15 protein-coding genes are annotated in these 22,839 nt (G+C 70.5%); 8 read left to right on the top strand and 7 right to left on the bottom strand.

Features of this window, described 5'->3' with window-relative positions; genetic code table 11:
• The first annotated feature begins 3 nt into the window (after positions 1 to 3).
• The 5 genes from BO221_RS27075 to BO221_RS27055 all read left to right on the top strand — a co-directional run bounded on the left by BO221_RS27075 (position 4) and on the right by BO221_RS27055 (position 8,277).
• Positions 4 to 4,638, top strand: coding sequence for a non-ribosomal peptide synthetase (locus BO221_RS27075; protein ID WP_073563416.1), 4,635 nt, complete (start codon positions 4 to 6; stop codon positions 4,636 to 4,638).
• Complete coding sequence (locus BO221_RS27070) at positions 4,638 to 6,044, top strand: MATE family efflux transporter (RefSeq protein ID WP_073563415.1); 1,407 nt, start codon at positions 4,638 to 4,640, stop codon at positions 6,042 to 6,044. The genes BO221_RS27075 and BO221_RS27070 overlap by 1 nt, the downstream gene beginning before the upstream one ends.
• A 66-nt stretch (positions 6,045 to 6,110) precedes the next feature.
• The gene (locus BO221_RS27065; protein ID WP_073563414.1) at positions 6,111 to 6,692 is read left to right on the top strand and encodes a hypothetical protein; all 582 of its coding nucleotides are present in this window, start codon (positions 6,111 to 6,113) and stop codon (positions 6,690 to 6,692) included.
• 8 nt (positions 6,693 to 6,700) lie between these two features.
• Positions 6,701 to 7,714, top strand: a complete 1,014-nt coding sequence (locus BO221_RS27060; RefSeq protein WP_073563413.1) for a M28 family peptidase — start codon at positions 6,701 to 6,703, stop codon at positions 7,712 to 7,714.
• Complete coding sequence (locus BO221_RS27055; RefSeq protein ID WP_073563412.1) at positions 7,711 to 8,277, top strand: hypothetical protein; 567 nt, start codon at positions 7,711 to 7,713, stop codon at positions 8,275 to 8,277. Before BO221_RS27060 ends, BO221_RS27055 begins: the two co-directional genes overlap by 4 nt.
• A 2-nt stretch (positions 8,278 to 8,279) precedes the next feature.
• Here the strand turns inward: BO221_RS27055 and BO221_RS27050 are convergent, their stop codons facing one another.
• From BO221_RS27050 to BO221_RS27025, 6 genes are all read right to left on the bottom strand, one after another.
• Positions 8,280 to 9,512 (bottom strand): ABC transporter permease, encoded by a 1,233-nt coding sequence (locus tag BO221_RS27050; protein WP_073563411.1) that lies wholly within the window; start codon positions 9,510 to 9,512, stop codon positions 8,280 to 8,282.
• A 9-nt stretch (positions 9,513 to 9,521) separates the two neighbouring features.
• Positions 9,522 to 10,757: an ABC transporter permease gene (locus BO221_RS27045; protein WP_073563410.1), complete on the bottom strand. Its 1,236-nt coding sequence runs from the start codon at positions 10,755 to 10,757 to the stop codon at positions 9,522 to 9,524.
• A gap of 44 nt (positions 10,758 to 10,801) precedes the next feature.
• Positions 10,802 to 12,589, bottom strand: a complete 1,788-nt coding sequence (locus BO221_RS27040) for a hypothetical protein (protein WP_073563409.1) — start codon at positions 12,587 to 12,589, stop codon at positions 10,802 to 10,804.
• Positions 12,590 to 12,591: 2 nt separating this feature from the next.
• Positions 12,592 to 13,494, bottom strand: coding sequence for a cytochrome c family protein (locus tag BO221_RS27035; RefSeq protein ID WP_083681409.1), 903 nt, complete (start codon positions 13,492 to 13,494; stop codon positions 12,592 to 12,594).
• Between the two features lie 15 nt (positions 13,495 to 13,509).
• Positions 13,510 to 14,526, bottom strand: coding sequence for an SCO family protein (locus tag BO221_RS56415; RefSeq protein ID WP_233166282.1), 1,017 nt, complete (start codon positions 14,524 to 14,526; stop codon positions 13,510 to 13,512).
• A 108-nt stretch (positions 14,527 to 14,634) separates the two neighbouring features.
• A complete protein-coding gene (locus BO221_RS27025) occupies positions 14,635 to 17,367 on the bottom strand; it encodes a cache domain-containing protein (RefSeq protein ID WP_073563406.1) in 2,733 nt (910 codons plus the stop codon).
• Between the two features lie 244 nt (positions 17,368 to 17,611).
• Here BO221_RS27025 and rpmG point away from each other — a divergent pair, with 244 nt between their 5' ends.
• Together rpmG and zigA are read left to right on the top strand one after the other, a co-directional pair.
• Positions 17,612 to 17,776, top strand: a complete 165-nt coding sequence (gene rpmG, locus BO221_RS27020) for a 50S ribosomal protein L33 (protein WP_043409257.1) — start codon at positions 17,612 to 17,614, stop codon at positions 17,774 to 17,776.
• Positions 17,773 to 19,008 (top strand): zinc metallochaperone GTPase ZigA, encoded by a 1,236-nt coding sequence (gene zigA / locus BO221_RS27015; protein ID WP_073563405.1) that lies wholly within the window; start codon positions 17,773 to 17,775, stop codon positions 19,006 to 19,008. Before rpmG ends, zigA begins: the two co-directional genes overlap by 4 nt.
• A 1-nt stretch (position 19,009) precedes the next feature.
• On the opposite strand, the gene BO221_RS27010 is transcribed toward zigA, so the two are convergent.
• Positions 19,010 to 19,909, bottom strand: coding sequence for a 1,4-dihydroxy-2-naphthoyl-CoA synthase (locus tag BO221_RS27010; RefSeq protein WP_043409261.1), 900 nt, complete (start codon positions 19,907 to 19,909; stop codon positions 19,010 to 19,012).
• Positions 19,910 to 20,043: 134 nt separating this feature from the next.
• Between BO221_RS27010 and BO221_RS27005 the strand changes: the two genes are divergently transcribed.
• Positions 20,044 to 22,839: a TonB-dependent receptor domain-containing protein gene (locus BO221_RS27005; protein ID WP_073563404.1), complete on the top strand. Its 2,796-nt coding sequence runs from the start codon at positions 20,044 to 20,046 to the stop codon at positions 22,837 to 22,839.

Below are 22,839 nucleotides of genomic sequence, written 5' to 3'. Positions count from 1 at the left end.
CCCATGAAAGACATCCGCGAGCAACTTGAGAAGCTGACTCCCAAGCAGCGCGCGCTCTACGAGCTGATGCTCAAGGAGAAGGCCCGCCCCCGGCCGGCCCTGGTGCGCCGCCAGGGCCCGGGCCCGGCCCAGGCCTCCTTCCCCCAGCAACGGCTGTGGGTGCTCCAGCAACTCGAGCCGGATTGCTCTTTCGCCTACAACGTTCACATCACCGTGCGCTTCACCGGCCCGCTCGACGTGGGCGTGCTGGAGCGCTCCTTCAACGAGGTGGTGCGCCGCCACGAGTCGCTGCGCACCACGCTCGGTTCCGAGCAGGGCGCTCCGGTGTTGGTGCTGCACCCGGAAGTACACGTGCCTCTGCCTGTCATCGAGCTGGGCGCCTTGCCCCGGGTCGAGCAGCAGACGGAGGTGGAACGCCGGACCCGCGAGGAGTCCCTGCGGCCCTTCGACATGGAGCGGGCTCCGCTCATGCGAGGCACGGTGCTGCGGCTGGCGGCGGATGACCACGTGGTGCTGGTGACCATGCACCACATGGTCACGGACCGCTGGTCCCTGGGTGTGCTGGTGCGCGAGCTGATGGCGCTCTACGCGGCCTTCTCCCAGGGCCAGCCCTCTCCGTTGCCCGAGCTGCCCGTGCAGTACTCGGACTATGCCGCCTGGCAGCGCGAGCAGATGCGGAACGAGCAGCTTCGCGAGCAACTGAGCTACTGGAAGCGCCAGCTCACGCCGCTGCCCCCCCCGCTGGAACTGCCCACGGACAGGCCGCGTCCCTCTCGCAAGAGCTACCGGGGTTCGCGCGAGTTCATCCGCCTGCCCGTCTCCCTCACCCGCGCGCTCAAGGCCGTGGCCCAGCAGCAGGACTGCACCCTCTTCATGCTCCTGCTGGCCGCCTTCAAGTCCGTGCTCTACCGCTCCTGCGGCCAGACGGACATCTCCGTGGGCTCGCCCATCGCCAACCGCAAGCTGCCCGAGTTGGAGCTGCTCATCGGCTTCTTCGTCAACACGCTCGTGCTGCGCACGGACCTGGGCGAGGACCCCACCTTCCGCGCCCTCCTGCAGCGCGTGCGCTCCACCTGTCTCCAGGCCTACTCCCACCAGGATCTGCCCTTCGAGCAGCTCGTGGAGGAGCTGCACCCCGAGCGCCATCTCAACCGCAACCCGCTCTTCCAGGTCATGTTCTCCTTCCAGAACACGCCCCGTCAGGACCTGGCCGTGCGGGGCCTCGGCTCGCAATACCTGCTGGTGGATCCGGGCTCCTCCAAGTTCGATCTGCTGCTGGAGCTGCGCGAGGAGGTGGAGGACGAGATCACCGGCTGGTTGGAGTACGACACGGACCTCTTCGACGGCGCCACGCTCGCGCGAATGCACGGGCACCTGCTGCGGGTGCTCGAGCGCGTGGCGGTGACGCAGGAGGATCGGCTCTCCGCGCTGCCCCTGCTCTCCGAGGCCGAGCGCCACCAGTTGCTGGTGGAGTGGAGCGGCCCGAGGCGCGATTACCCGCTGGAGGAGACCCTGCACGCCCGGGTGGAGGCCCAGGTGGAGCGCTCGCCCCACGCGGTGGCGGTGAGCTTCGAGGGCCACCTGCTCACCTACCGCGAGCTCAACACCCAGGCCAACCGGCTCGCCTGGCACCTGCGAGGGCTGGGCGCCGGGCCCGAGTCTCGTGTGGCCGTGTGCCTGGAGCGCTCCACCCACCTGGTGGTGGCGCTGCTGGCCACCCTCAAGGCCGGCGCCGCCTACGTGCCCCTGGATCCGGGCTACCCTCCGCAACGTCTGGAGTGGATGCTGGAGGATGCGCGGCCCCAGGTGCTGCTCACCCAGCGGTCGTTGCTCGGCGGGCTCCCCGCGCGGGCCCTGCCCACCGTGTTGCTGGACACCCCCTGGGACGAGGGCCAGGGGCTCTCCGAGGAGAATCCGCCCCCGCTCGCCTCGCCCGGCAATCTCGCCTACGTCATCTTCACCTCCGGCTCCACCGGCCGCCCCAAGGGGGCGATGAACACCCACCGCGCCATCTCCAACCGCCTGCTGTGGATGCAGGAGGCCTATGCGCTGGGTCCGGGGGAGGGGGTGTTGCAGAAGACTCCCTTCAGCTTCGATGTGTCCGTGTGGGAGTTCTTCTGGCCGCTGCTGGTGGGCGCGCGGCTGGTCGTGGCCCGGCCCGGGGGCCACCAGGACACGGCCTACCTGGCCTCGCTCATTCACGCGCAGCAGATCTCCACGCTGCACTTCGTTCCCCCCATGCTGCAGGCCTTCCTCCAGGAGCCGGAGCTGGAGCGCACCTGCGCCAGCGTGCGCCGGATCATCTGCAGCGGCGAGGCCCTCCCCGCGGAGCTGTCCCGCCGGTGTCTGCGGCGGCTGCCCCAGGCGGAGCTGCACAACCTCTATGGCCCCACCGAGGCGGCGGTGGATGTCACCGCCTGGGCCTGCCAGCGCGAGGACGAGCGTCCCTCGGTGCCCATCGGCCGGCCCATCGCCAACACCTTCGTGCGAGTGCTGGACGCGCAGGGTGGGCTGGTTCCGGTGGGGGTGCCGGGCGAGCTGTACCTGGGGGGCGTCCAGGTGGGCCGTGGCTACCTGGGCCGCCCGGAGCTGACGGCCGAGCGTTTCGTGAGCGACCCCTACGGCCCGACACCGGAGGAGCGGCTCTACCGGACGGGGGACCTGGCACGCTGGCTGCCGGATGGCAGCATCGACTTCCTGGGCCGCATGGACTTCCAGGTGAAGGTGCGCGGCTTGCGCATCGAGCTGGGTGAAGTGGAATCGGCGCTGCTGGGAGCACCGGGGGTGCGCGAGGCGGTGGTGGTGGCGCGGGAGGATGTGCCCGGGGACAAGCGGCTGGTGGGTTACGTGGTGCCCCAGTCCGGCCACACCCTGGACGTGTCCGCCGTGCGCACCCTGCTGCAGCAGCGGCTCCCCGAATACATGGTGCCCTGGACCCTGGTGGTGCTGCCGGCGCTGCCGCTCAGCCCCAATGGCAAGGTGGAGCGCAAGGCCCTGCCCGCGCCGCGAGGAAACGCCGAGCGCAAGGCCTCGCGTCCCCCCCAGGGGCCCGTGGAGCAGACCCTGGCCCGCATCTGGTCCGAGGTGCTGCGTGTGGAAACCGTGGGCGCGGAGGACGACTTCTTCGCGCTGGGAGGGCACTCGCTGCTGGGGTTGCGGGTGGTGTCCCTGGCCCGCCGCGAGGGCTTGGAGATGGAGGTGCGCCAGCTCTTCCAACACCCCACGCTCGCGGCCCTGGCGGCCACGTTGAGCGCCCCGGCTCCGTCCTCGCGGCCTCCGCTCCAGGCCGGCGCCTCCCCCACGTCCGAGGGCGACGAGGAGCTTCCCCTGTCTCCCAACCACGGCTGGTACGTGGAGACCTTCGACGTGGAGGACCACGAATGGGGAATGACCCTGTTGTGGGACGTCCCCCCCGGGTTCGACCCGGAGCTGCTGCGTGCCAGCGTGGCCCTGCTCTTCGAGCACCATGACGTGTTCCGCTGGCGCCTGTACCGGCGCGAGGGGCGCTGGGCGCAGCGGCTGCTGCCCTCGGTGGAGGTGCCCGGGGTGGAGGTGCGCGATGTGAGCGGGCTCACGCCCCAGGCCCAGCGCCAGACCCTGGTGGAGGCGGGCCGGCGGTTGCTCACGGGCCTGAACCTCGTCCGCGGGCCGCTGTTGTCCTTCGAGCTCTTCCGGCTCGGCGGCCAGGGGCCCGGCAAGCTCCTCATCTGCATCCACCACTGCGCCTACGATGCCTACTCCCTGCGGGTGTTCTTCGAGGACCTGAGTGCCCTCTACCGGCAGCTCAGCGCGGGGCAGACACCCCGGCCCCTGGAGGTGCCCACCGGTTACCGGCAGTACCTGCGAGCCCTGCGGGACCACGGCCGCTCCGGGGCCCTGGAGCAGGCTCGGGCCTTCTGGCTGGACGAGGCCCGGCTGCGCCCGCTGCCCCCCATGCCGGTGGACATGCCGGGCGGGCGCCACACGGATCTCAACTCGCGCCGCCTTCCGGTGCCGCTGCCCCGGGAGCTGCTCGGCGGGCTGCGGACCTGGTTGGGCGCCCATCCGGAGGCGAGCCTCAACGACGTGCTGCTCTACGGTCTGGCACGGGCCTATGTGCGGTGGGCGGGCACGGGGGCGCTGCGCCTGGATGTGGAGCACAATGGCCGCACGGATCTCCTGCCGGGGGTGGATCTGCTGCGCACCATGGGGTCCACCACCCTCAAGGTGCCCGTGCTCCTCGAGGTGACGGCGGACGAGCCACCCGGGCAGGCCTTCGCCCGTGTCCGGCGCTCCCTGCGCGAGACCCTGGGCCACGCGCTGGGCCACGGGCTGCTGCGCTATGGCCAGCACGAGGCCGAGCGGCAGCGCCTGGCCTCGCGAGGCTCGCCCCAGGTCTTCTTCAACAACCGGGGCGTGACGCTCACGGGGAGCGAGGTGGTCTCCTCCACGGAGGCCTCCTTCGAGTACCTGGTGTTGCCGGGGCCGGAGGGACAGGAGAACCCCGTGTCGTATGAGCTCATGGTGGAGTGCGACGACACGCCCCAGGGGCCGGTGGTGACGTGGGTGTACAGCTCGGCGCTGCACCGGGATCAGACGATGCGGGCGCTGGCGGGCGACATGCTCGAGCAGCTGCGGGCATTGCTCGAGGCGGGGTGATGAGCACGGCCGCGGCCAGCACCGAGCCCCCACCGGGGGAGAGCCCGGAGCAGCGGCCCCTGGCCGGGCCACTCGAGGGCACCGCCCTGCGGATGTCCATCCTCCGCTTCGCCCTGCCGGCGAGCGTGGAGGTGGTGCTGCATCAGCTCTTCGGGCTGGTGGATCAGATCTTCGTGGCCAGCCTGGGGGAAGCGAGCTTCGTGGCGGTGGGCCTCACCACACAGGTGGTGTCGCTGGCCTTCGTCCTGCTGGCGGCGCTGGGCAGCGGGGCCGCCATCCAGCTCGCGCGGTACGCGGGGGCGGGGGACGCGGAGGCCTTCTCGGCGGCGGCGGCGCGGATGCTCCAGGTGGCGGTGGGGGTGGCCGTGGTGGTGTCGGTGGGGGTCGCGCTGGGGGCTCGCCCGGCCATGCAGGCGTTGGGCGCGGCGCCCGAGGTGGTGGACAAGGGCGTGTTCTTCACCCGGCTGGTGGCCTGGAGCCTGCCCTTCATGGCGCTCATGGAGCTGGGCAACCAGGTGCTGCGGGCGAGGGGAGATGCGCGCAGCCCCATGGTGATCGGGCTCGCGGCGCTGGCGATGAACAGCGTGCTCAACTACGCGCTCATCTTTGGCTGGTGGGGGCTGCCGCGGATGGGGCTCGCGGGAGCGGGAGTGGCCACGCTGCTGGCACGGGTGCTGGGCTTCGGGCTGGTGTGCGGGCTGCTGTTCTCACGCCGGCACGTCCTGCGGGTGCGCTGGAAGGACATGGGACGGCTGGAGTCCGGACGGTTGCGGGCGCTGCTGGTGCTGGCGCTGCCCGTGGCGGCGGGGCAGGGCGTGTGGCTCCTGGGCATGATGGGCTACACGCGGGTGTACGCGGAGCTGGGGACGCGGGAGCTGGCGGCGGCCAATGTGATCAACCAGCTCGAGGCGGTCTGCATCCTCCTCTCGTTCGGGTTTGGCATGGCGTGCCTGACGCTGGTGGGGCAGGAGCTGGGCCGGAAGGATCCGGCGCAGGCGCGGCGGGTGGCGGCGGAGTGTCTGCGGCTGGCGCTGGGCGTGAGCGTGGTGACGGGCGCGTTGCTCGCGGGGGCGGCGCTGGTGCTGGAGCCGCTCTACCCGGGCCTGGAGGCGGGCACACGGGCGCTGGCGATGACGGGGCTCCTGGTCTCGGCGCTGATGCAGCCGGTGAAGGCGCGCAACATGGTCATGGCGCTGGGGGTGCTGCGCGGCGGAGGGGACGTGCGCTTCACCATGGTGTGCGAGGCCTTCATGCTCGTGGGCATCGTCTGCGCATGGGCGTTGGGGGTGCCCCTGGGCTGGGGGCTGGTGGGCGTGCTGGTGGGCAGGGCGTGCGAGGAGCTGCTCAAGCTGGCGGCCTTCTCCTGGCGCTACGCCTCCGGGCGCTGGGTGCATGAGGTGCGCTGAGCGAGAACCTTGTGGGGGGGAGGCGTTTGGGAGACCGTAGGGCCCTTGCAAGGAGAAGCCTCCGCAATGTTCCACCGCGCACCCTGGGTGCCCGCGCTGCTGGCCCTGGCCTGTCTCATGGGGCCGGGAGCCTCCGCCGCGGAGCCGGGTTCCCATGAGATTTCCCTGGGGCTGACCTCGTTCGGCTACCGATCCTTCCTGCGCTTCAGCCCGATCATGTACGCGGGGGAGCTGGCCTGGCACCACCCGTTGGCCCGTGAGGGCGCGCTGCGGGGGCTGGTGGTGGGCGCGGGCCTGCGGGGCGGGCCGGTGCCAGCCTACACGCCGGTGCGCGTGCCACTTGAGGGCTTCGCCCGGCTCCGGCTGCGTGCCCGGGTGGGCGCCTGGGAGCCCGAGGCCGGCCCCGAGGTGGGGCTGAGCGGCTTCACCACCGTCTACACCCGGCCCCTGCCCGCCGAGACCGAGGACGCGGTGGAGGAGCGCTACTTCTCCCGCGTGTACGTCGCGTTTGGAGCCGCGCCGCTGCGCTGGCGCCTGGGGCGGGTGACCCTCAGCGCCCTGGAGTTCCACGTGGCCACCTGCTCCTGGCCTCCCGGCGCGCTGGTGCGGCTGCACGTGGGGCTGTTCTCGGCGGGGGTGTCCCTATGAGGGCCGCATTGTCCCGGTGGGGGGTCGCGGTGGGCACGCTGCTGGTGCTCGGCTCCTGCTCCTCCCGCCCCCCGCGCCTGCCGGCGGGGACGGACCTGGAGGCGTTGCGCTCGCTCATGGGCGAGGTGAGCCAGGAGCGGCTGATGAGCACGGTGCGGGAGCTGGCCCAGGTCCACCAGGAGGACACGCCACTGGACTGCCACCGGTGGCCGGAGGTGATTCCCTTTGGTGACAACTGGTGCCACCTGACGAGCGCTCGCGCCACCGCCCTGGTGCAGTCCCGGTTCGAGGCGCTGGACCTGCGGGTCCGGCTCCAGCACGTGGACAGCGACATCTACCCCACCACCAATGTCATCGCGGACCTGCCCGGCCACACCCACCCGGAGGAGGTGGTGCTGGTGGGGGCGCACACGGATGCCTTCTTCAGTGGGGCGGATGACAACAGCTCGGGCGTGGCGGGAATGCTGGAGCTGGCGCGTGTGCTCTCCTCCCGCCGCTTCGCGCGCACCGTGCGCTTCGTGGGCTTCGATCTGGAGGAGGTGGGCAGCGAGGGCAGCTTCCGCTACGTCCAGCGGCTGGAGCCGGGAGAACGCCTGGCGGCCGTGCTCGTCCTCGAGTCCATTGGCTACTACGACAGCAGCCCCGGCTCGCAGCGCACCATGCCCGGGTTGCCCTCGCGCGATCGGGGAGACTTCATCGCCGCCATCGGCAATGCCCCCTCCAGCCGGCTGGTGAGCGAGCTGTATGCGATCAACGAGGCCCTGGAGATAACGGACGTCCTCCCCATCCTCTCGGCGGGCCAGGGCATCTCGCCGATGGTGGAGGCCCTGCTGCGCAGCGACCACGAGGGCTTCTGGCTCGCGGGCCACCAGGCGCTGTTCCTCACGGACACGGCGCCCTTCCGCAACCCGAACTACCACAAGATCACGGACACGCCGGACACGCTCAGTCCCGAGCCTTTCACCCGCACGGTGAAGCTCGCCACCGCCTGCGTGGCGGCCTGGGCCGGAGGGGTGCCATGAGCCGGCGGCTCGAGGTGGGCCGTGCACGTGTTGGCGCCATGCGCGCCCTGGGCCTGGCGGTGGTGCTGGCCTGTGCGACGGCCCGGGCCGGGCCGGGACCGGGAGACAGCCCGCACCGGTTCACCGTCTACTTCACCACCGGGGGCGCGGCCTATCTCTCGGAGGCCCGCACCTTCGGGGGCATTGGCGGTGGCCTGGGGCTGCGTGACACGGTGGGGCAGTACCTGTTGCTCCAGGCGGACGTCAGCTACCTGATGATGGTGGGCAACGCGGGGGTGCTGAGGGTGGGCGCGGGCCTGCAGCGGCCAGGGGTGTATGCGCCCGCGGCGCTCTTCACGCTCTCGTGCTTCTGGGGGGAGCGGTTGAGCTTCCTCACCCCCCAGCACCCGGAGCCCGTGGCCGGCCCGGCGGTGGCGGCGGGCCTGCTGCTGGCGCCGCTGCGCTTCGTCCATGACCGCACCGGGGTGTCGCTCTTTCAGCTCAACGTGGGGGTGGGCTCGGATCTGCCCGGCGCGGGGCTCGGCCTGCGGGTGGACGTGGCGGAGGTGGGCATCTCCTTCTGAGGCTAGTCCGCGCGCATGGCCTCCACCGGATCCAACCGGGCGGCGCGCGCGGCGGGGTAGATGCCGAACAACAACCCCACCCCGGAGCTCATGCCGAGCGAGAGCGCCACCGCCCAGGCGGGGACCACCGTGGGCACCCCCGCCACCCAGCGCGCGAGGAAGGTGACGCCATAGCCCAGCCCCACCCCGAGCACGCCCCCCACCAGCGCCAGCATCACGGCTTCCGTGGCGAATTGCCCCAGGATGCGCCGCTTGCGCGCGCCCAGTGCCTTGCGGATGCCAATCTCCCGCGTCCGCTCGGTGACGGACACCAGCATGATGTTGAGGATGCCAATGCCTCCCACCAACAGCGACAGCAGGCACACGCCGAAGCTGGCGGCGCTGATGACGGCGGACAGCTCGTTGAACATGCGCGTCATCGACTCGTTGGTGTGCAGCTCGAAGTCGTTGGGCTGGCCCTCGTTCAGTCCACGCCGCCGCCGCATGAGCACGGTGACCTCGTCCTCGGCCTGGCTCATCAGCTCGCCCGAGAGCGCCTGCACCTTCACGTCCAGCGAGCGGCTCTTCCCATAGAGGTTCTGGAAGGTGCTCATGGGGATGTAGACGATGTTGTCCATGCTCATGAGGCCCAGGAAGCTGCCTCGGCGCTGGAGCAGGCCCACCACGGTGAAGGGGCGATCCTGGATGCGCACGGTGCCCCCGAGCGGCTCCGTGCCCTTGGGGAAGAGCGCGTCGGCCACGTCCATTCCGAGCACGGCCACGTAGCGCTCCTCCTGCTCATCCACCCCGTGGAGGAACCGGCCCTGGCTCACCACCAGGGAGCTGGTCTCCACCGCCTCGGGCGTGGCGCCCTTGATCTCCACCGAGGGCCGTGTCTGCGCATGCACCGAGGCCACCTTCTGCCCCCACTGCGGCAGGCTCGCGGACACCTGCGCCACCGAGGGACAGGACTGACGGATGAGCGCCACGTCCTCCATGGTGATGTTCTTGCGCTTTGCGTACTTCTGCCAGTCGAAGCGGCCCAGGCCCAGGGGCCACTTGTTCAACTCGAAGGTGTTGGAGCCCAGTTGCGCCAGGTCTCCGTTGACCTTCAGGCGCAGGCCTTCGATGAGCCCCATCATCGCGATCACCGTGGTGACACCGATGACGATGCCCAACAGGGTGAGCAGGGAACGCAGGGGATTGCCCACCAGGGTGGTGAGTGCCAGGCGGAGGTTGTCCAGGAAGGCGAGCATGGGGGGAGCTCACTCGTAGCGGAGCGCTTCCACGGGATCGAGGTTGGCGGCACGGGCGGCGGGCCAGATGCCGAAGACGAGGCCCACCAGCGCCGAGAAGGATACCCCGCCGATCACCGTGAGGGGCTGGATGGCCGCGGCCAGCGGGGTGATGAGAGAGACGAGCTTGGCGGCGCCCAGGCCCACGAAGGTGCCCAGGGTGCCACCGAACGCGGAGACCGCGGAGGCCTCCATGAGGAACTGGAGGACGATGGTGCGCTTGCGTGCCCCCATCGCCCGGCGGATGCCTATCTCCCGGGTGCGCTCGCGCACGGAGACGAGCATGATGTTCATGATGCCAATGCCTCCCACCAGCAGGGTGATGAGGCCCACGCCCACGGCGACGCCGAAGAGGGCGCCGGTGAGCTGCGCATAGGTGTTGGCGATCATCTCCGGACGGTTGATGGTGAAGTCATCCGGCTGGCCGGGAGGGGTGGCGCGGGCGCGGCGGAGCAGGGCCACCAGTTGATCCTCGGCGCGGTTCACGTTGTCGGCGCTGTCCACCTTCATGGAGATGGAGAGGCTCTGGATGCGGCCGAAGCGTTGGACGAAGGTGCCGAAGGGCACCAGCACACGCAGATCCTGGTTGGTGTCCAGCAGCCGGCCCTTGCGCGCCAGGGTCCCCACCACCATGAAGGGGCGCCCGTCGATGCGCACCGAGCGTCCCAGGGGACTGACGCCCGGGAAGAGCGAGTCCGCCACATCCGAGCCGAGGACGGCGACGGGTTGGCTCATGGCATCATCCCCGGGGGTGATGAAGCGCCCGCGGGTCACCTCCAGGGCGGTGATCTCCTGGTAGTCCTGGGAGACTCCCTCGATGTCCACGGAGGAGACCTGGCGGGAGTTGGAAGCGACATCCGCCTGGCGCTCGACGAAGGGGGAGACATGGGTGATGAAGGTGGACTGGGCGCGCACCTGCTCGACATGGGCGAGGGTGAAGGGCTTGCGGTTGCGATACATCCACCAGTCGCCGGCGATGACCCAGGGGAAGCGCGAGGCCATGAGGGTGTTGGGCCCGAGCGAGGCGAGCTGTTTCTGGAAGGAGACGTTGAGGCCCTGGATGATGCCAACGATGGCCAGGAGCGTGGCCACGCCGATGCTGATGCCCACGGTGGTGAGCACGGTGCGCAGGCGGTTGGCGAACAGGGAGAAGAGAGCGATGCGCGCTCCCTCCAGGAAATCAACTCGCAGTGATGCGGCCCTCATGCACGGACGCTCTTACCACGATAAGCGCCCGCCAGGCCCCGCCATCAAGGAATCTGGCCGCTTTCTGGAGGCGCACGCTCCGTTGCTGATGCACCAGGCCATGGCGCGAGGTTCGGCTGGGGCGAGTCGAACACGCGCCAGGAGTACTGCTCACCGCCCGCCGAGTGGTTGGGCAGGTGGCAGTGGACGATGAAGTCCCCCGCGGCGGTGGGAAAGTCTCCCGTGCCCGAGGTGGTCAGCGTGATTCCACTGCCCGGGCTCAGCAGCTGGGGTGCCTCGAAAGCGGAATCGGGGATCTGTTTCGCCCGCTGGCCCTTGCGCCACCCATGCAGGTGGTGGACGTGGAACTCCGCGCTCCCCGCGTTCAGCACGCGCAGTTTGACGGGCTCGCCCAGGTACGAGCGCAGCCGTAACGGAGCCGCCACCCTGGTATTCGCGGGGCGAGCGTCCTCGTCCTCGGGGGACTCCTCGCGCTCGAAGTAGGGCTGGCTGCGGTAGTTGATGCCGAAGGCGCCGGGCCTGAACGGGCCCGCCATCTCGTCCTGGAGGGGGAGGAGCTCGCCCCGGGCGGAGCGCACGTCCGCGACCTCGGGTGGGCCCATGGCGTGGTACAGCAGCGCCATCTCGCGGAAGTCCTGGCCCTCGGGCACGTCGATGAGGGCCTCCCAGCCACTGCCATCGCGGAGTGGCTCGCCTGTCGCGACGCCGCGGTACACGGATCCGGCGGGCTCCAGCAGCAGGGCTCCGAAGAGTCCGCGTGCCTCCCGCTCACCACCGTCCTCCGAGTCGTGCAGGAGGTAGGCGCCCTCCGCCTCCGGTGACTCGGGCAGCGCGAGGACGTACGTGAGACTCTGTCCAGGGCGTACGGCCGTACCGGGGACGAAGCCTCCCTCCGAGCCCCTCACGGTAGCGCGCAGGCCCTCGATGCGCAGGGCCGCGGGCTCCGTGGGCAAGCGATTGGTGAAGCGCAGGACGAGGCACTCCCCCACATTGGCGCGCAGCACCAACGGCTGGGGCTCCCGCTCCTGGAGCGCGGGCAGGTCCTCCTCGAGGATGTACATGAGCCCTCGGGGCACATGGTCCCCATGTGGATTGAGCGGGAGGTCCACCGGGACGGCGGCCACGGCGTACGTCCTCACGCGGGCCCCAGGGGCACAGCCGCCCTCGCGCTCCGCGAGACCGGACATGGCCGGGGCAGGGCGCCGTCCATCCGACTCCCAGGCGCAGGACGCGCCCACCATGACGAGCAGCGCGAGCGGAGACACGACGGCACGTGCGCCGGACATGACTGGCTTCGAGCGGCGGCGCAGGAGCAGCAGCGCCAGGGGGAAGACGGGCACCTGGAGCACCAGCGCATCCCGCACGCCGGCCCACGCGGCCTCGGCCAACGAGCCCCCGTCCTGGTCCCCAGTGGCGGAGAGGTCCGGAGCGACCGCCGCGCAGAGGAATCGGCTCTCGTCACCCACGTCCTGGGGTGTCGCGGAGACGGGCTGTCCCTCGGCCGCCGCGGGCGGGGGAGTCCGCGCGAGCTGACGCTGGACGAGGCCCCGGCCGGTGGCCACGGAGACCAGCAGCAGGAGGAAGCACAAGGACAGCGTGGCGGCGGATTCCACCGTCGTCCTGTCCCGGCCTCCGCGCCGGGCGAGCCAGTGCTCGCAGCCCACCGCCGCCCAGGCCACGGGCAGCAGGAGCGCCGCGTCCCAGGCGAGCCGGGAGCCCAGTGCCTCCGCTCGCGGGCCGAAGCCTCCCGAGAGCAGCCACAGCAGGCCCACCTGCCAGCCCATCAAGCCGAGCGTGAGGAGGACGCCGAGCCCCCATCCTTTGCGTGCCATGCTCACTCCCCGGTCCGCAGGTTCACGAGGTAGCTGATGAGATCCGCCATCTCCTGGGGCGACAGCGTCTCGCCATACAGGGGCATGGTGCTGGTCTGGGCGCAGGGTCCCTGGCCGGAGCACTCGGGGGCAATGAAGGCGCCCGGGTTGAGCAGGGACTCATAGGCGTACTGCGCGGCGCTCATGCCCGAGACCCGCGTGGCGCCCACCCGCGAGAAGTTGGCCAGGGCCGGGCCGATGCCGCGGTTGTCCGGCTCGGCCGGGTTGCCATGGCAGGAGGCGCAGGCGAGCCGGCCATGGAAGAGGGCGGAGCCCGCGCTGGCATTGCCCGGGGGAAGCTCTTCCACGCGCCGGGGCCATCCGGGAGGGCCCTCGTTGGGATTCGTCGGCCGCCGGGTGGAGAGCAGGAGGGTGCGCTTCGTGCCGCGTGCCCACTCCAGCCGCAGGACGGAGGAGGTACGCGGGACGTCGAAGCCCAGCGTCACGGACAGCAGCTCCGAGGGCCGCATGGTGAACGCGGCGGAGCCCCTCGTCGCGGGCCGCCACTCCGTCCCCGCCGTCGCATCGGTGAGCAGCAGCTCCCCGGGGTTGAAGTCACCCGGGAGGTTCCGTGGGTTGAAGACGGTGAGCTCCACGGTGAGGCGGCGCTGTCCGGGGGCCGGTGCTCCGGGCAGGGCGGGCAGGGTCGCCGTGTCCCCATGGTCCGTCGGCTCGTGCAGCCAGACGGCCCGCTCCAGCCGCAGCCGGAGCCCACTCTGCTCTGCTTCCCTTCGTGGCTGGGTAGCCCAGGCCTGGAGCGACAGCGCGCCTCCCGTGAGCGTGGCGAGCAGCGCGAGCCCGCACGCCACCCACCGCGTGCCACTCCATCCGCGCTGACGGGTGCTCCTCTCCAAGGGTGGATGCATGGTGGCCCCGCGTGACTACGGCTCGTCCGCGCCCGGTGCGGAGACGGGGACGGTGAGTTGGACGGTGCCTGCCTTCTCGAAGTGCAGCGTGAGCGGCAGGCTCGCCGGCGCGTCCTGGAGGGCGTACAGCATGAGGTGCTTGCCCCCCGGTGCCAGCTCGACACGGCCTTTCGCTGGCACCACGAAGCCCTCGGGTCTCGGATGCATCTGGAGCAACTCCCCCTGCGCGATGACCTCGTGCAACTCCACCCTCGCGGCGGTGGTGGACTCGGCGGAGACGAGCCGATCCTCCCGTCCGCTCGTATTCACCAGCGTGAGATAGACGGCCCCGACGCGAGCCGGTGTCAGCCTCGCGCGGGCCTTCTCCACCCGGACTCCGGCCGCGGGCGTCCCTTCCTCCGAGAGGAGCCGCTCGACCTCCTGCTGCAGCCGCTCGACGGACACGGTGTACGGCATGCGCGCGCGCAATGCGCCCGCCTTGTCGACGAGGAAGAAGGCCCCGGTATGGTCCACCGTGTAGGGCATGTCTCCGGTGAAGGGGTGCTCGCGGTAGCGCTCGCTGTCCGGGTAACGGCGGGTGGCGGTGACACGCCATGCGGACAGCATGGGCGCGAGCGCCTCCGCGTCCAGCCGCAGGCCCGTGAAGCGCGGGTTGAAGGCGTGCACGTACGTCTCCAACTGCTGGGCGCTGTCACGCTCGGGGTCCACCGAGACGAAGACGACCTCCATGTCCCGCGCGGCCTCGCCCAGCCGCTTGTGGAGGCGCTGGAGCTGCGACAACGTGGTGGGGCACACGTCCGGGCAGGCCGTGTAACCGAAGGACAGCAGCACCACCTTGCCCCGCTGCTCGCTCAGCCGGAACACTTCGCCCGAGGCCCGGGGCGCTTCCAGGGTGGGAGCGGGCTGGACGGGCACCACCGCGAAGTCCTCGCCCCGCTCCTTGCGGCAACCCGCCACGAGCAGCACGGTGGCCAGTGCTGGCAGCAGCTTCCGCGCCCATCCCACCATTCCCTGGACCCTGCGACCTCCCATCACGCGCCTCCCGGCCGGGCAGCCAAGGGGCTGAGTTAAGAGGGCGATGCCGCGCTGGCGAGCCCCCCTGGAGGATGAGGCTCCTGTCGGATATCGCGCGAAGGCGCCTCAACTGTACGTGTGGGAGTCCTCCTCGGCCGATGTGGGGCTCAGCGGGAGGCTGAAGCAGAACGTGGAGCCCTCGCCCGGGTGGCTCTCCAGCCAGATGCGGCCTCCATGCGCCTCGATGATCTGCCGACTCAGGTGCAGCCCCAGGTACACCACTCCCGTGTAGCCCGGTGCCCCCGGAGGCAGTGGCTCATACAGGGGCTCGAAGACGTGGGGCTGGCGCTCCGGGGGAATCCCCGGCCCCTGGTCGTGCACCGACACCACCGCCTCGCCGCCGACGCGCTTCGCCCGGAGCTCCACCGGCCCGCCGGGAGGCGAATAGCGCACGGCGTTCTCCAACAGGTGGGCCACGACCTCTCCCAGCAGCTGGCGCTCGGCGTGGATGAAGAGCGCCTCCACGGCCTCGATGTGGATGGGGTTCTCCGTGATGCGGGCGAACTTCTCCACCTGCTCCTTCACCAACGCGTGCAGATCGAACCGCTGGCGCTCCAGCTTCGGGGGCCCGGGAGCCATCCGCACCGCCGCGAACAGGTGCTCCACCAGCCGGGAGATCCGCCGCGTGTTGCGCGCGATGGTGGTGAGCCCCTTCTGCTGCCGGGGCGTGAGCACCTCCAGGTTGAGCAACAGCTCCGCCCACGTCTGGATGGACGTCACCGGCGTCTTCAGCTCGTGGGCCGCCGCCGACATGAACTCCTCGCGCAGCCGCAGGGCCGTGCGCAGCTCCTGGAACAGGCGGGCCTTCTCGATGGCCACGGCGAACAGCCGGCCCACCATGGCGTGGAACTCCAGCGCCCGGGTGGAGACGGGGCGGGGCTCCCGCGTGAAATAGGACATGACCCCGACCAGCCGCTCGTGGGCGTGCAGCGGAATCGCCACCATGCCCCGGTAGCCTCCCTCCCGCGCCAGCCACCCGGAGCGTGCGGGGGCGCCTCCCTCCCGCACGTCCTCGACCACCTGGATGCGCTCCTCCCGGGCGGCCGTCGCGGTGAGCAGGGGCGCGTCGAATGGAATGCGGCGCAGCCCTTCCACCGCCGCCGCCGTCAGCTGGTGCGAGGTGATCATCGACAGCTCCTCGCGCTCCGAATCCGCCAGCCACAACCCGATGCCGTCGGCTCCCAGGGCATGGAGGCTCTGCTCGATGACCACGCGGGCGATCCGCTCCAGCTCCGTCTCGCTGACGAGCGCCTGGCCGATGCGCGAGAGCGCCAGCTCCCGCTCGAACATCCGTGACAGCTCCTGCTCCTCCTTCCGGCGCCGGGTGATGTCGCGCACCACCACCTCGCCGAAGAGGAGCCGCCCGGACGCATCCCGCACCGGAGCGCCATGAACACTGAGCAGGCGATCCCGGCCATCCCGGCCGCGCAGCAGCACCTCCACGTCGGTGAATGTCTCTCCGGCCAGGGCCCTGCGGATGGGCAGCTCCGCTGGCGTCATGGGACGTCCGTCCGGATGCCGCACTTCCTGGAGCAGCAGGTCGCCCGCGGACGAGCCTCCCAGCTCCGAGCGCTCGCCGAGCCCGAGCAGCCGCAGGCCCGCGGGGTTGGCGTCCACCAGCCGTCCCTCGGGGGTGGTGAGGAAGATGGCATCCGGCACGCTGGCGATGATGGCGGCGAGCTGCTGGGCCTGGTGCTCGGCCTGCGCGCGCAGGGCATCCACCTCCACCTGGCGCCGGGCGAGGTGGGCCGCCATCTCGTTGAACGAGGTGCCGAGCTCCTCCAGCTCATCCCCCGTGGAGATGTACACGCGCCGCCCCATCTCCCCGCGCCCCAGCGCCTGCGAGGCGCTCCGCAACTGCCGCACCGGCCGGGAGTAGAAGCGCGCCAGCACCGCGGCCAGCACGATGTTGAGCAGCAGGATGCAGCCAAAGGCCAAGAGCCGCGTGCGCGCCCGCTCGTGGATCGGCGCCATGGCCACGTCGGTGGGGATCGTCACGCCCACCGCCCACGGGTAGCGGGGGACCGGGACGAAGGCTCCCAGGCGCTCGTCGCCCTGGAGCGGACTGGTGAACTGGGCCATCCTCGAGGGCGTGCCGCGCAGCGCAGCCCGGAGGGGCTCGAAGCGGGCGTAGGTGTTGCTCTTCTCGAAGGAGAGCTCGGGATGGCCGGTGTGGAAGGCCAGACGTCCGTTCTGGTCCGCCAGGAAGAGTTCCTGCCCCGGCTGGAGCCGGGCGCCCACATAGCGCTGCTCCAGCAGATCCGTGCGCAGCACCACGTTGAAGACGGCGATCGGCTGCCCGTCCGCTCCCCGGATGGGCGTGCTCACCAGCAGTCCCGTGCGGATGGGACGCCGCAGCTCGAGCACCTCGGAGATGACCGGGGCGTTGGTGGCCAGCACCTTCTGGAAGTACGGGCGATCACCTATCCAGAGCCGGGGCTCGTCCGGCACGGTGGGATTGCTCCAGCCCCGGTTGACGCCCGCGGCATCGAAGACGGCCACGGAGTCATAGAGCGGACTCTGCGCGGCCAGATCCTTCAGGTGAGGATCCAATTGTTCCGGATCCAGGGTCCGCAGCAGCGGATCCTTGGACACGGCCCAACCAAAACTGATGGCGGCATCCAGTGTTTCGGAGGCCTGCCCGGCGACGGCCTGGGCCGTCATGAACTGGACGTCGAGGATGTCCTGCTGCGTCCGGTCCAGGTCCGACAGAAGATCAGCGAGCAGCAACCCCAGCACCGGCAGGAGCACGATGATGAACGCGACCAGTAGCTTGGCGTGGATACGCAGGTGAAGCATGTCCGCTCTGGTTCGCTGGCTTCCTCGGCAGAAGGTTGGTTCTCAGGATTCGAGCAAGGTGTGGCCTCGGCCCTCGCCTGTCCACTCCCCCCATTCACGCGGCGTGCCGCTCTGACTGCAAACTTCCGATGGGGCCGGGGAAGTCACCGCCTCCCGTGTGCCCGGCCGGTCCCCAGCCCACCGGCGGCGTCGTTGTTGTAACTGAGTTGCATATGTTCTGATGTGGCGATAGAAGCGTTCCACCATGCCCAAAGGCAACCGAACCATCATCTATCTGGTGTCCACCGCGGGCACTGGCCACTACTACACGACGACGAAGAACAAGCGCTCCACGCAGGAGAAGCTGGAGAAGAAGAAGTACGACCCTCGCGTGCGCAAGCACGTGGTGTACCGGGAGGGCAAGCCGTGAGGGACGGACGTCTGCCCGTCACCGTGCTCTCGGGCTTCCTGGGCGCGGGAAAGACGACGCTGCTCAACCACGTGCTCAACAACCGGGAGGGCCGGCGCGTCGCCGTCATCGTCAACGACATGAGCGAGGTGAACATCGACGCCCGGCTGGTGAAGGGCGGGGCATCGCTGTCGCGCGTGGACGAGAAACTGGTGGAGATGAGCAACGGCTGCATCTGCTGCACGCTGCGCGAGGATCTGCTGGTGGAGGTAGGAAGGCTGGCGCGCGAGGGGCGCTTCGAGCACCTGCTCATCGAGTCCACCGGCATCTCCGAGCCCATGCCGGTGGCGGAGACGTTCACCTTCGCGGACGAGCAGGGCCGGAGCCTGGCGGACGTGGCCCGGTTGGACACCCTGGTGACGGTGGTGGATGCCTTCAACTTCCTGAAGGACTGGGAGGACACCGAGGAATTGCGTGAGCGCGGGCTCGCCGCCGGCGAGGAGGACGAGCGCACGGTGGTGGACCTGCTGGTGGAGCAGGTGGAGTTCGCGGACGTGCTGGTGCTCAACAAGACGGACCTGGTGTCACCGGAGCAGCTGGGGGAGTTGGAGTCCATCCTCCGCCAGCTCAACCCGGGGGCGCGGATCGAGCGCTCGCGCCACGGCCAGGTGCCGCTGTCCTCGGTGCTGGAGACGGGGCTCTTCGACATGGAGAAGGCCCAGCGCGCCCCTGGCTGGCTCCAGACGCTGCGCGGCGAGGCTGTCCCCGAGACCGAGGAGTACGGAATCGAGAGCTTCGTCTTCCGCGCGCGCCGCCCCTTCCACCCCGGGCGCCTCTGGGAGTTCATCCACGGGAGCTGGAAGGGCCTGCTGCGCTCCAAGGGTTTCTTCTGGCTGGCCACGCGCATGGACGTGACGGGCGTGTGGGCCCAGGCGGGCGGGGCCTGTGCCTTCGAGCCCGCGGGGCTGTGGTGGGACGCCGTGCCCCGGGAGGAGTGGCCCGAGGAGCCCGAGGTCCGCGCCGAGCTCGAGCGGGAGATGCAGGCCCCCTGGGGCGACAGGCGCCAGGAGATCGTCTTCATCACCCGCCAGGTGGACCAGGTGCTGCTGCGCCGGGCGCTCGACGAGTGCCTGCTCACCGGCGAGGAGATGGCCCCGGGCCCGGCGGGCTGGAGCCAGCTCGAGGATCCCTTCCCACCCTGGGTGATGGTGGGCGAGGAAGGGGATGAACCGTCCGCCGGGGACGCGGCCTGACTCAGTAGTGCCAGGGGAAGCGCTTGTAGTTCTTGTCGCGCTTCTCCAGGAAGGAGTCGCGGCCTTCCTGGGCCTCCTCGGTGCCGTAGGCGAGCCGCGTCGCCTCGCCCGCGAAGAGCTGCTGGCCCACCATGCCGTCGTCGGGCAGGTTGAAACCGTACTTCAGCATGCGCATGGCCGTGGGGCTCTTGTCGTTGATGATCCGCGCCCACTCCAGCGCCGTGTCCTCGAGCTGCGCGTGCGGCACGGACGCGTTGATGGCGCCCATGGCGGCGGCCTGGTCCGCCGTGTACTCCAGGCCCAGGAAGAAGATCTCCCGCGCCTTCTTCTGGCCCACCTGCCGCGCCAGCAGCGCCGAGCCGTAGCCGCTGTCGAAGCTCGCCACGTCCGCATCCGTCTGCTTGAACATGGCGTGCTCCTTGCTGGCCAGCGTCATGTCGCACACCACGTGCAGGCTGTGCCCGCCGCCCGCCGCCCACCCGGGCACCACGGCGATGACGATCTTCGGCATGAAACGGATGAGCCGCTGCACCTCGAGGATGTGCAGCCGGCCCATGCGGCCCACGTCCGGCTTGTTGGCCGCGTCACCCTCGTACTTGTAGCCGTCCTTGCCGCGGATGCGCTGGTCTCCGCCCGAGCAGAACGCCCAGCCGCTGTCCTTGGGCGAGGGGCCGTTGCCGGTGATGAGCACGCAGCCCACGTCGGTCGTCACGCGGGCGTCCTCCAGCGCGGTGTACAGCTCGTCCACCGTCTTGGGCCGGAAGGCATTGCGCACCTCGGGCCGGTTGAAGGCGATGCGCACCGTGCCGTGCTCCACGGAGCGGTGGTAGGTGATGTCCTCGAACTTGAAGCCTTCCACCTCGCGCCAACGCGCGGGATTGAAGAGGGCGGAAACGGTCATGGTCGTGACTCCTGGAAGGGGCCGCGACCCTAGTGACGCCCGCCCCGAGCGTCAATCGAGGCCCGCGCGCGCGGAGACGGGTGGCAAGCAATGGGTGACAAGGAAGGGCGGAGCATGCTTGTAGGGAGGGCATCATGCGCTCCCGTCCTCTCCTCCGCGCGTTCCTCCTCATGGCCCTGGCCGGAGGCGTGCTGCTGTGGCCCCGGCCCGGAGCGGCCCAGGGTCTTCCTCCCACCACCGGTGAGCAGCGCGCCGTGGAGGTGGACGTGCACGCCTCCGATGCGGGCACCACGCTTTCCGCCGAGGACGCCCGGCGGTTGGGGTTCTCCACGGATGGGGGCGAGGCCACGCTGGTGCCGCCGGTGCTGCTCCAGGAGTCCCCCGCGGCGTACCCCGAGGGCCTGGAGGGCGTGGACGGCGAGGTGGTGCTGGAACTGCGCGTGGACGAGCAGGGCGGGGTGGCGGAGGTGTACGTCACGGGCGGCACCCAGGAGAAGGCGCTGGTGGCGTCCGCCGTGGCCGCGGCGAAGGGGCTGCGCTTCTCGCCCGCGACGCTCGGGGGCCAGCCGGTGTCGGTGCGCCTGCCCTTCGTCTACCGCTTCGAGTCGCCCCTGCCCGAGTCCTTCATGAGCCACCTCGCGGGCACGGTGCGCGCGAAGGGCACGCGCCGGCCGCTCGTGGGCGCGGCCGTCTTCCTCGATGGGAGCACCACCCCCGCGGCCACCACGGACTCCGACGGGCGCTTCTCCCTGAAGACGCTTCCCGGAGACCACCGGCTGGAGGTCCGCGCGCCCGGCCATGCGCCGGAGCGCTTCGAGGAAGTGCTCGTCCAGGGCGAGACGCTGGAGGTGCTCTACCGGCTGGAGCCCCTGGTGGTGAATCCCTACGAGACGGTGGTGCGCGACGAGCGCGAGCGCACCGAGGTGTCACGCATCACCCTGCACGAGCAGGAGCTGCGCGAGGTGCCCGGCACGGTGGGAGATCCGTTCCGCGTGGTGATGCTGATGCCGGGCGTGGGCAGCCTCGCCTCGGGCATCTCGTACCCGGTGGTGCGCGGCAGCCAGCCGGCGGCCACCGGCTTCTTCCTGGATGGCGTGCGCATCCCCATGCTGTACCACCTGCTGCTCGGGCCCGCGGTGGTGCACCCGGACTTCATCGACTCCATCGACTTCCACGTGGGCGTGCCACCGGCGCAGTACGGGCGGCTGCTGGGCGGCGCGGTGGAGGGGCGCATCAGCCGGCCTCGCGAGGACCGGCTGCACTACACCGTCTACGCGGACCTGCTCAACAGCGGCGGCTTCGTCGAATACCCCTTCGCCTCCACCGGCACCAGCGTCAGCGTGGCGGGCCGGGTCAGCTACGCGGGGCTGGCGATCGTGCCCCTGGCCGAGGCCCTCAATGAGGCTGGCTCGGATTACTCCCGCTCGCGCGCCAGCTTCTGGGACTATCAGGCCCGAGTGGAGCAGAAGCTGGGGCAGGGGCGCCTGCGGCTCTTCGCCCTGGGCAGCTCCGACGACTTCGGCTCGACGCCCATCCCGGACATGGCCCACAAGGAAGGCTTTGGCGTTCACACCACCTTCCACCGGGTGGATCTGCGCGGCACGCACCCGCTGGCCGGTGGCGAGGCGGAGCTGGGCGTCACCTGGGGCGTGGATGACTTTGGGTTCATCGGCGAGCGCACCGTGGCGCGTCCCCAGGGCATCGGGGTGGAGCGCGTGGGCGAGTACACGCTGCGTCAGATGAGTGTCTCCGCCCGGGCGCGCTGGCAGCGGCGCTTCTCCGGCTCGCTGGAGCTCTCCGCGGGCGCGGACGTCGAGCACCGGCGAGCGGCCATCGTCCTCCGGGGCACGGGGCTCGCTCCGGGCCAGCGCGAGGACACGCTGAGCGATGATCCCTTCCAGAGCCCCTCGTCGCTGGCCACCTTCAGTGGTGGGTGGACGCAGCTCGTGTGGAAGCCGTCATCCCCCTGGACGGTATCGGCGGGCCTGCGCGCGGACGCCTACCACCTGGTGCCGGGAATCACCCACCCGGTGCTGGAGCCCCGGCTGGCGGTGCGCCATGCGCTCTCGGAGTCCCTCACCCTCAAGGCCGGCGCGGGCCTCTTCCACCAGCCTCCCACGGTGCTGCTGCACGTGCCCGTGCTGGACACCTCGGGCCTGCGCTACGGGCTCCAGCAGGGCATGCAGGTGGACGTCGGCGCCGAGTGGAAGCCCGTCCAGGGGTGGGAGGTGGGCGTGGATGTCTTCTACAACCCGCTGCGGCGCACGGTGGAGTTCGACCTCACCGAGGTGGCCCTCGAGCGCCGCCGGATGGGGCTGATGGGGCCGGACCCGGCCGAGAGCGGCTATGCCTACGGTGCGGAGTTGATGGTGCGCCACCCGCTCGGCGACAACTGGTTCGGCTGGGTTTCCTACAGCTTCCTGCGCAGCAGGCGTCACCAGCGCTTCGCCCGCTTCGATACCGAGGGCAACGTGGTGGGGTGGACGCGGGCGTCGCTGCCCTTCGCCTTCGAGCAGGAGCACGTCCTCAACGCCGCGCTCAGCTACAAGCTCGGCAAGAGCATCACCCTGGGCGCGGTGGTGCACTTCAACACCGGCCGCCCCGAGTCCGGGGAGATCACCTCCAAGACGATGTCCGCGCGCTTCGACGCGACGGGCAATCCTCTCTGGGTGCGCCAGGACGTGGACCGCGCCGGGCGGCTGCCTCCCTTCTTCCGCGTGGACTTCCGCGCCGCGAAGAGCTGGGCCCTGGAGGACCTCACGTTGGATGTCTACCTGGACATCCTCAACGTGTCCTTCCAGAGGGAGATCTACGGCTTCATGTATGGCTTCTCGGATCCGAAGGAGACGGGCGGCAGGCGCGAGCACGTGCGTGAGCCGGTGACCCTTCCCCTCATCATTCCCATGCTCGGCCTGAAGGCGACCTACTGA

This window comes from Archangium sp. Cb G35 (genome assembly GCF_001896145.1).
Lineage (GTDB): Bacteria > Myxococcota > Myxococcia > Myxococcales > Myxococcaceae > Archangium > Archangium violaceum.
This window is presented reverse-complemented; position numbering and strand designations above follow the sequence as displayed.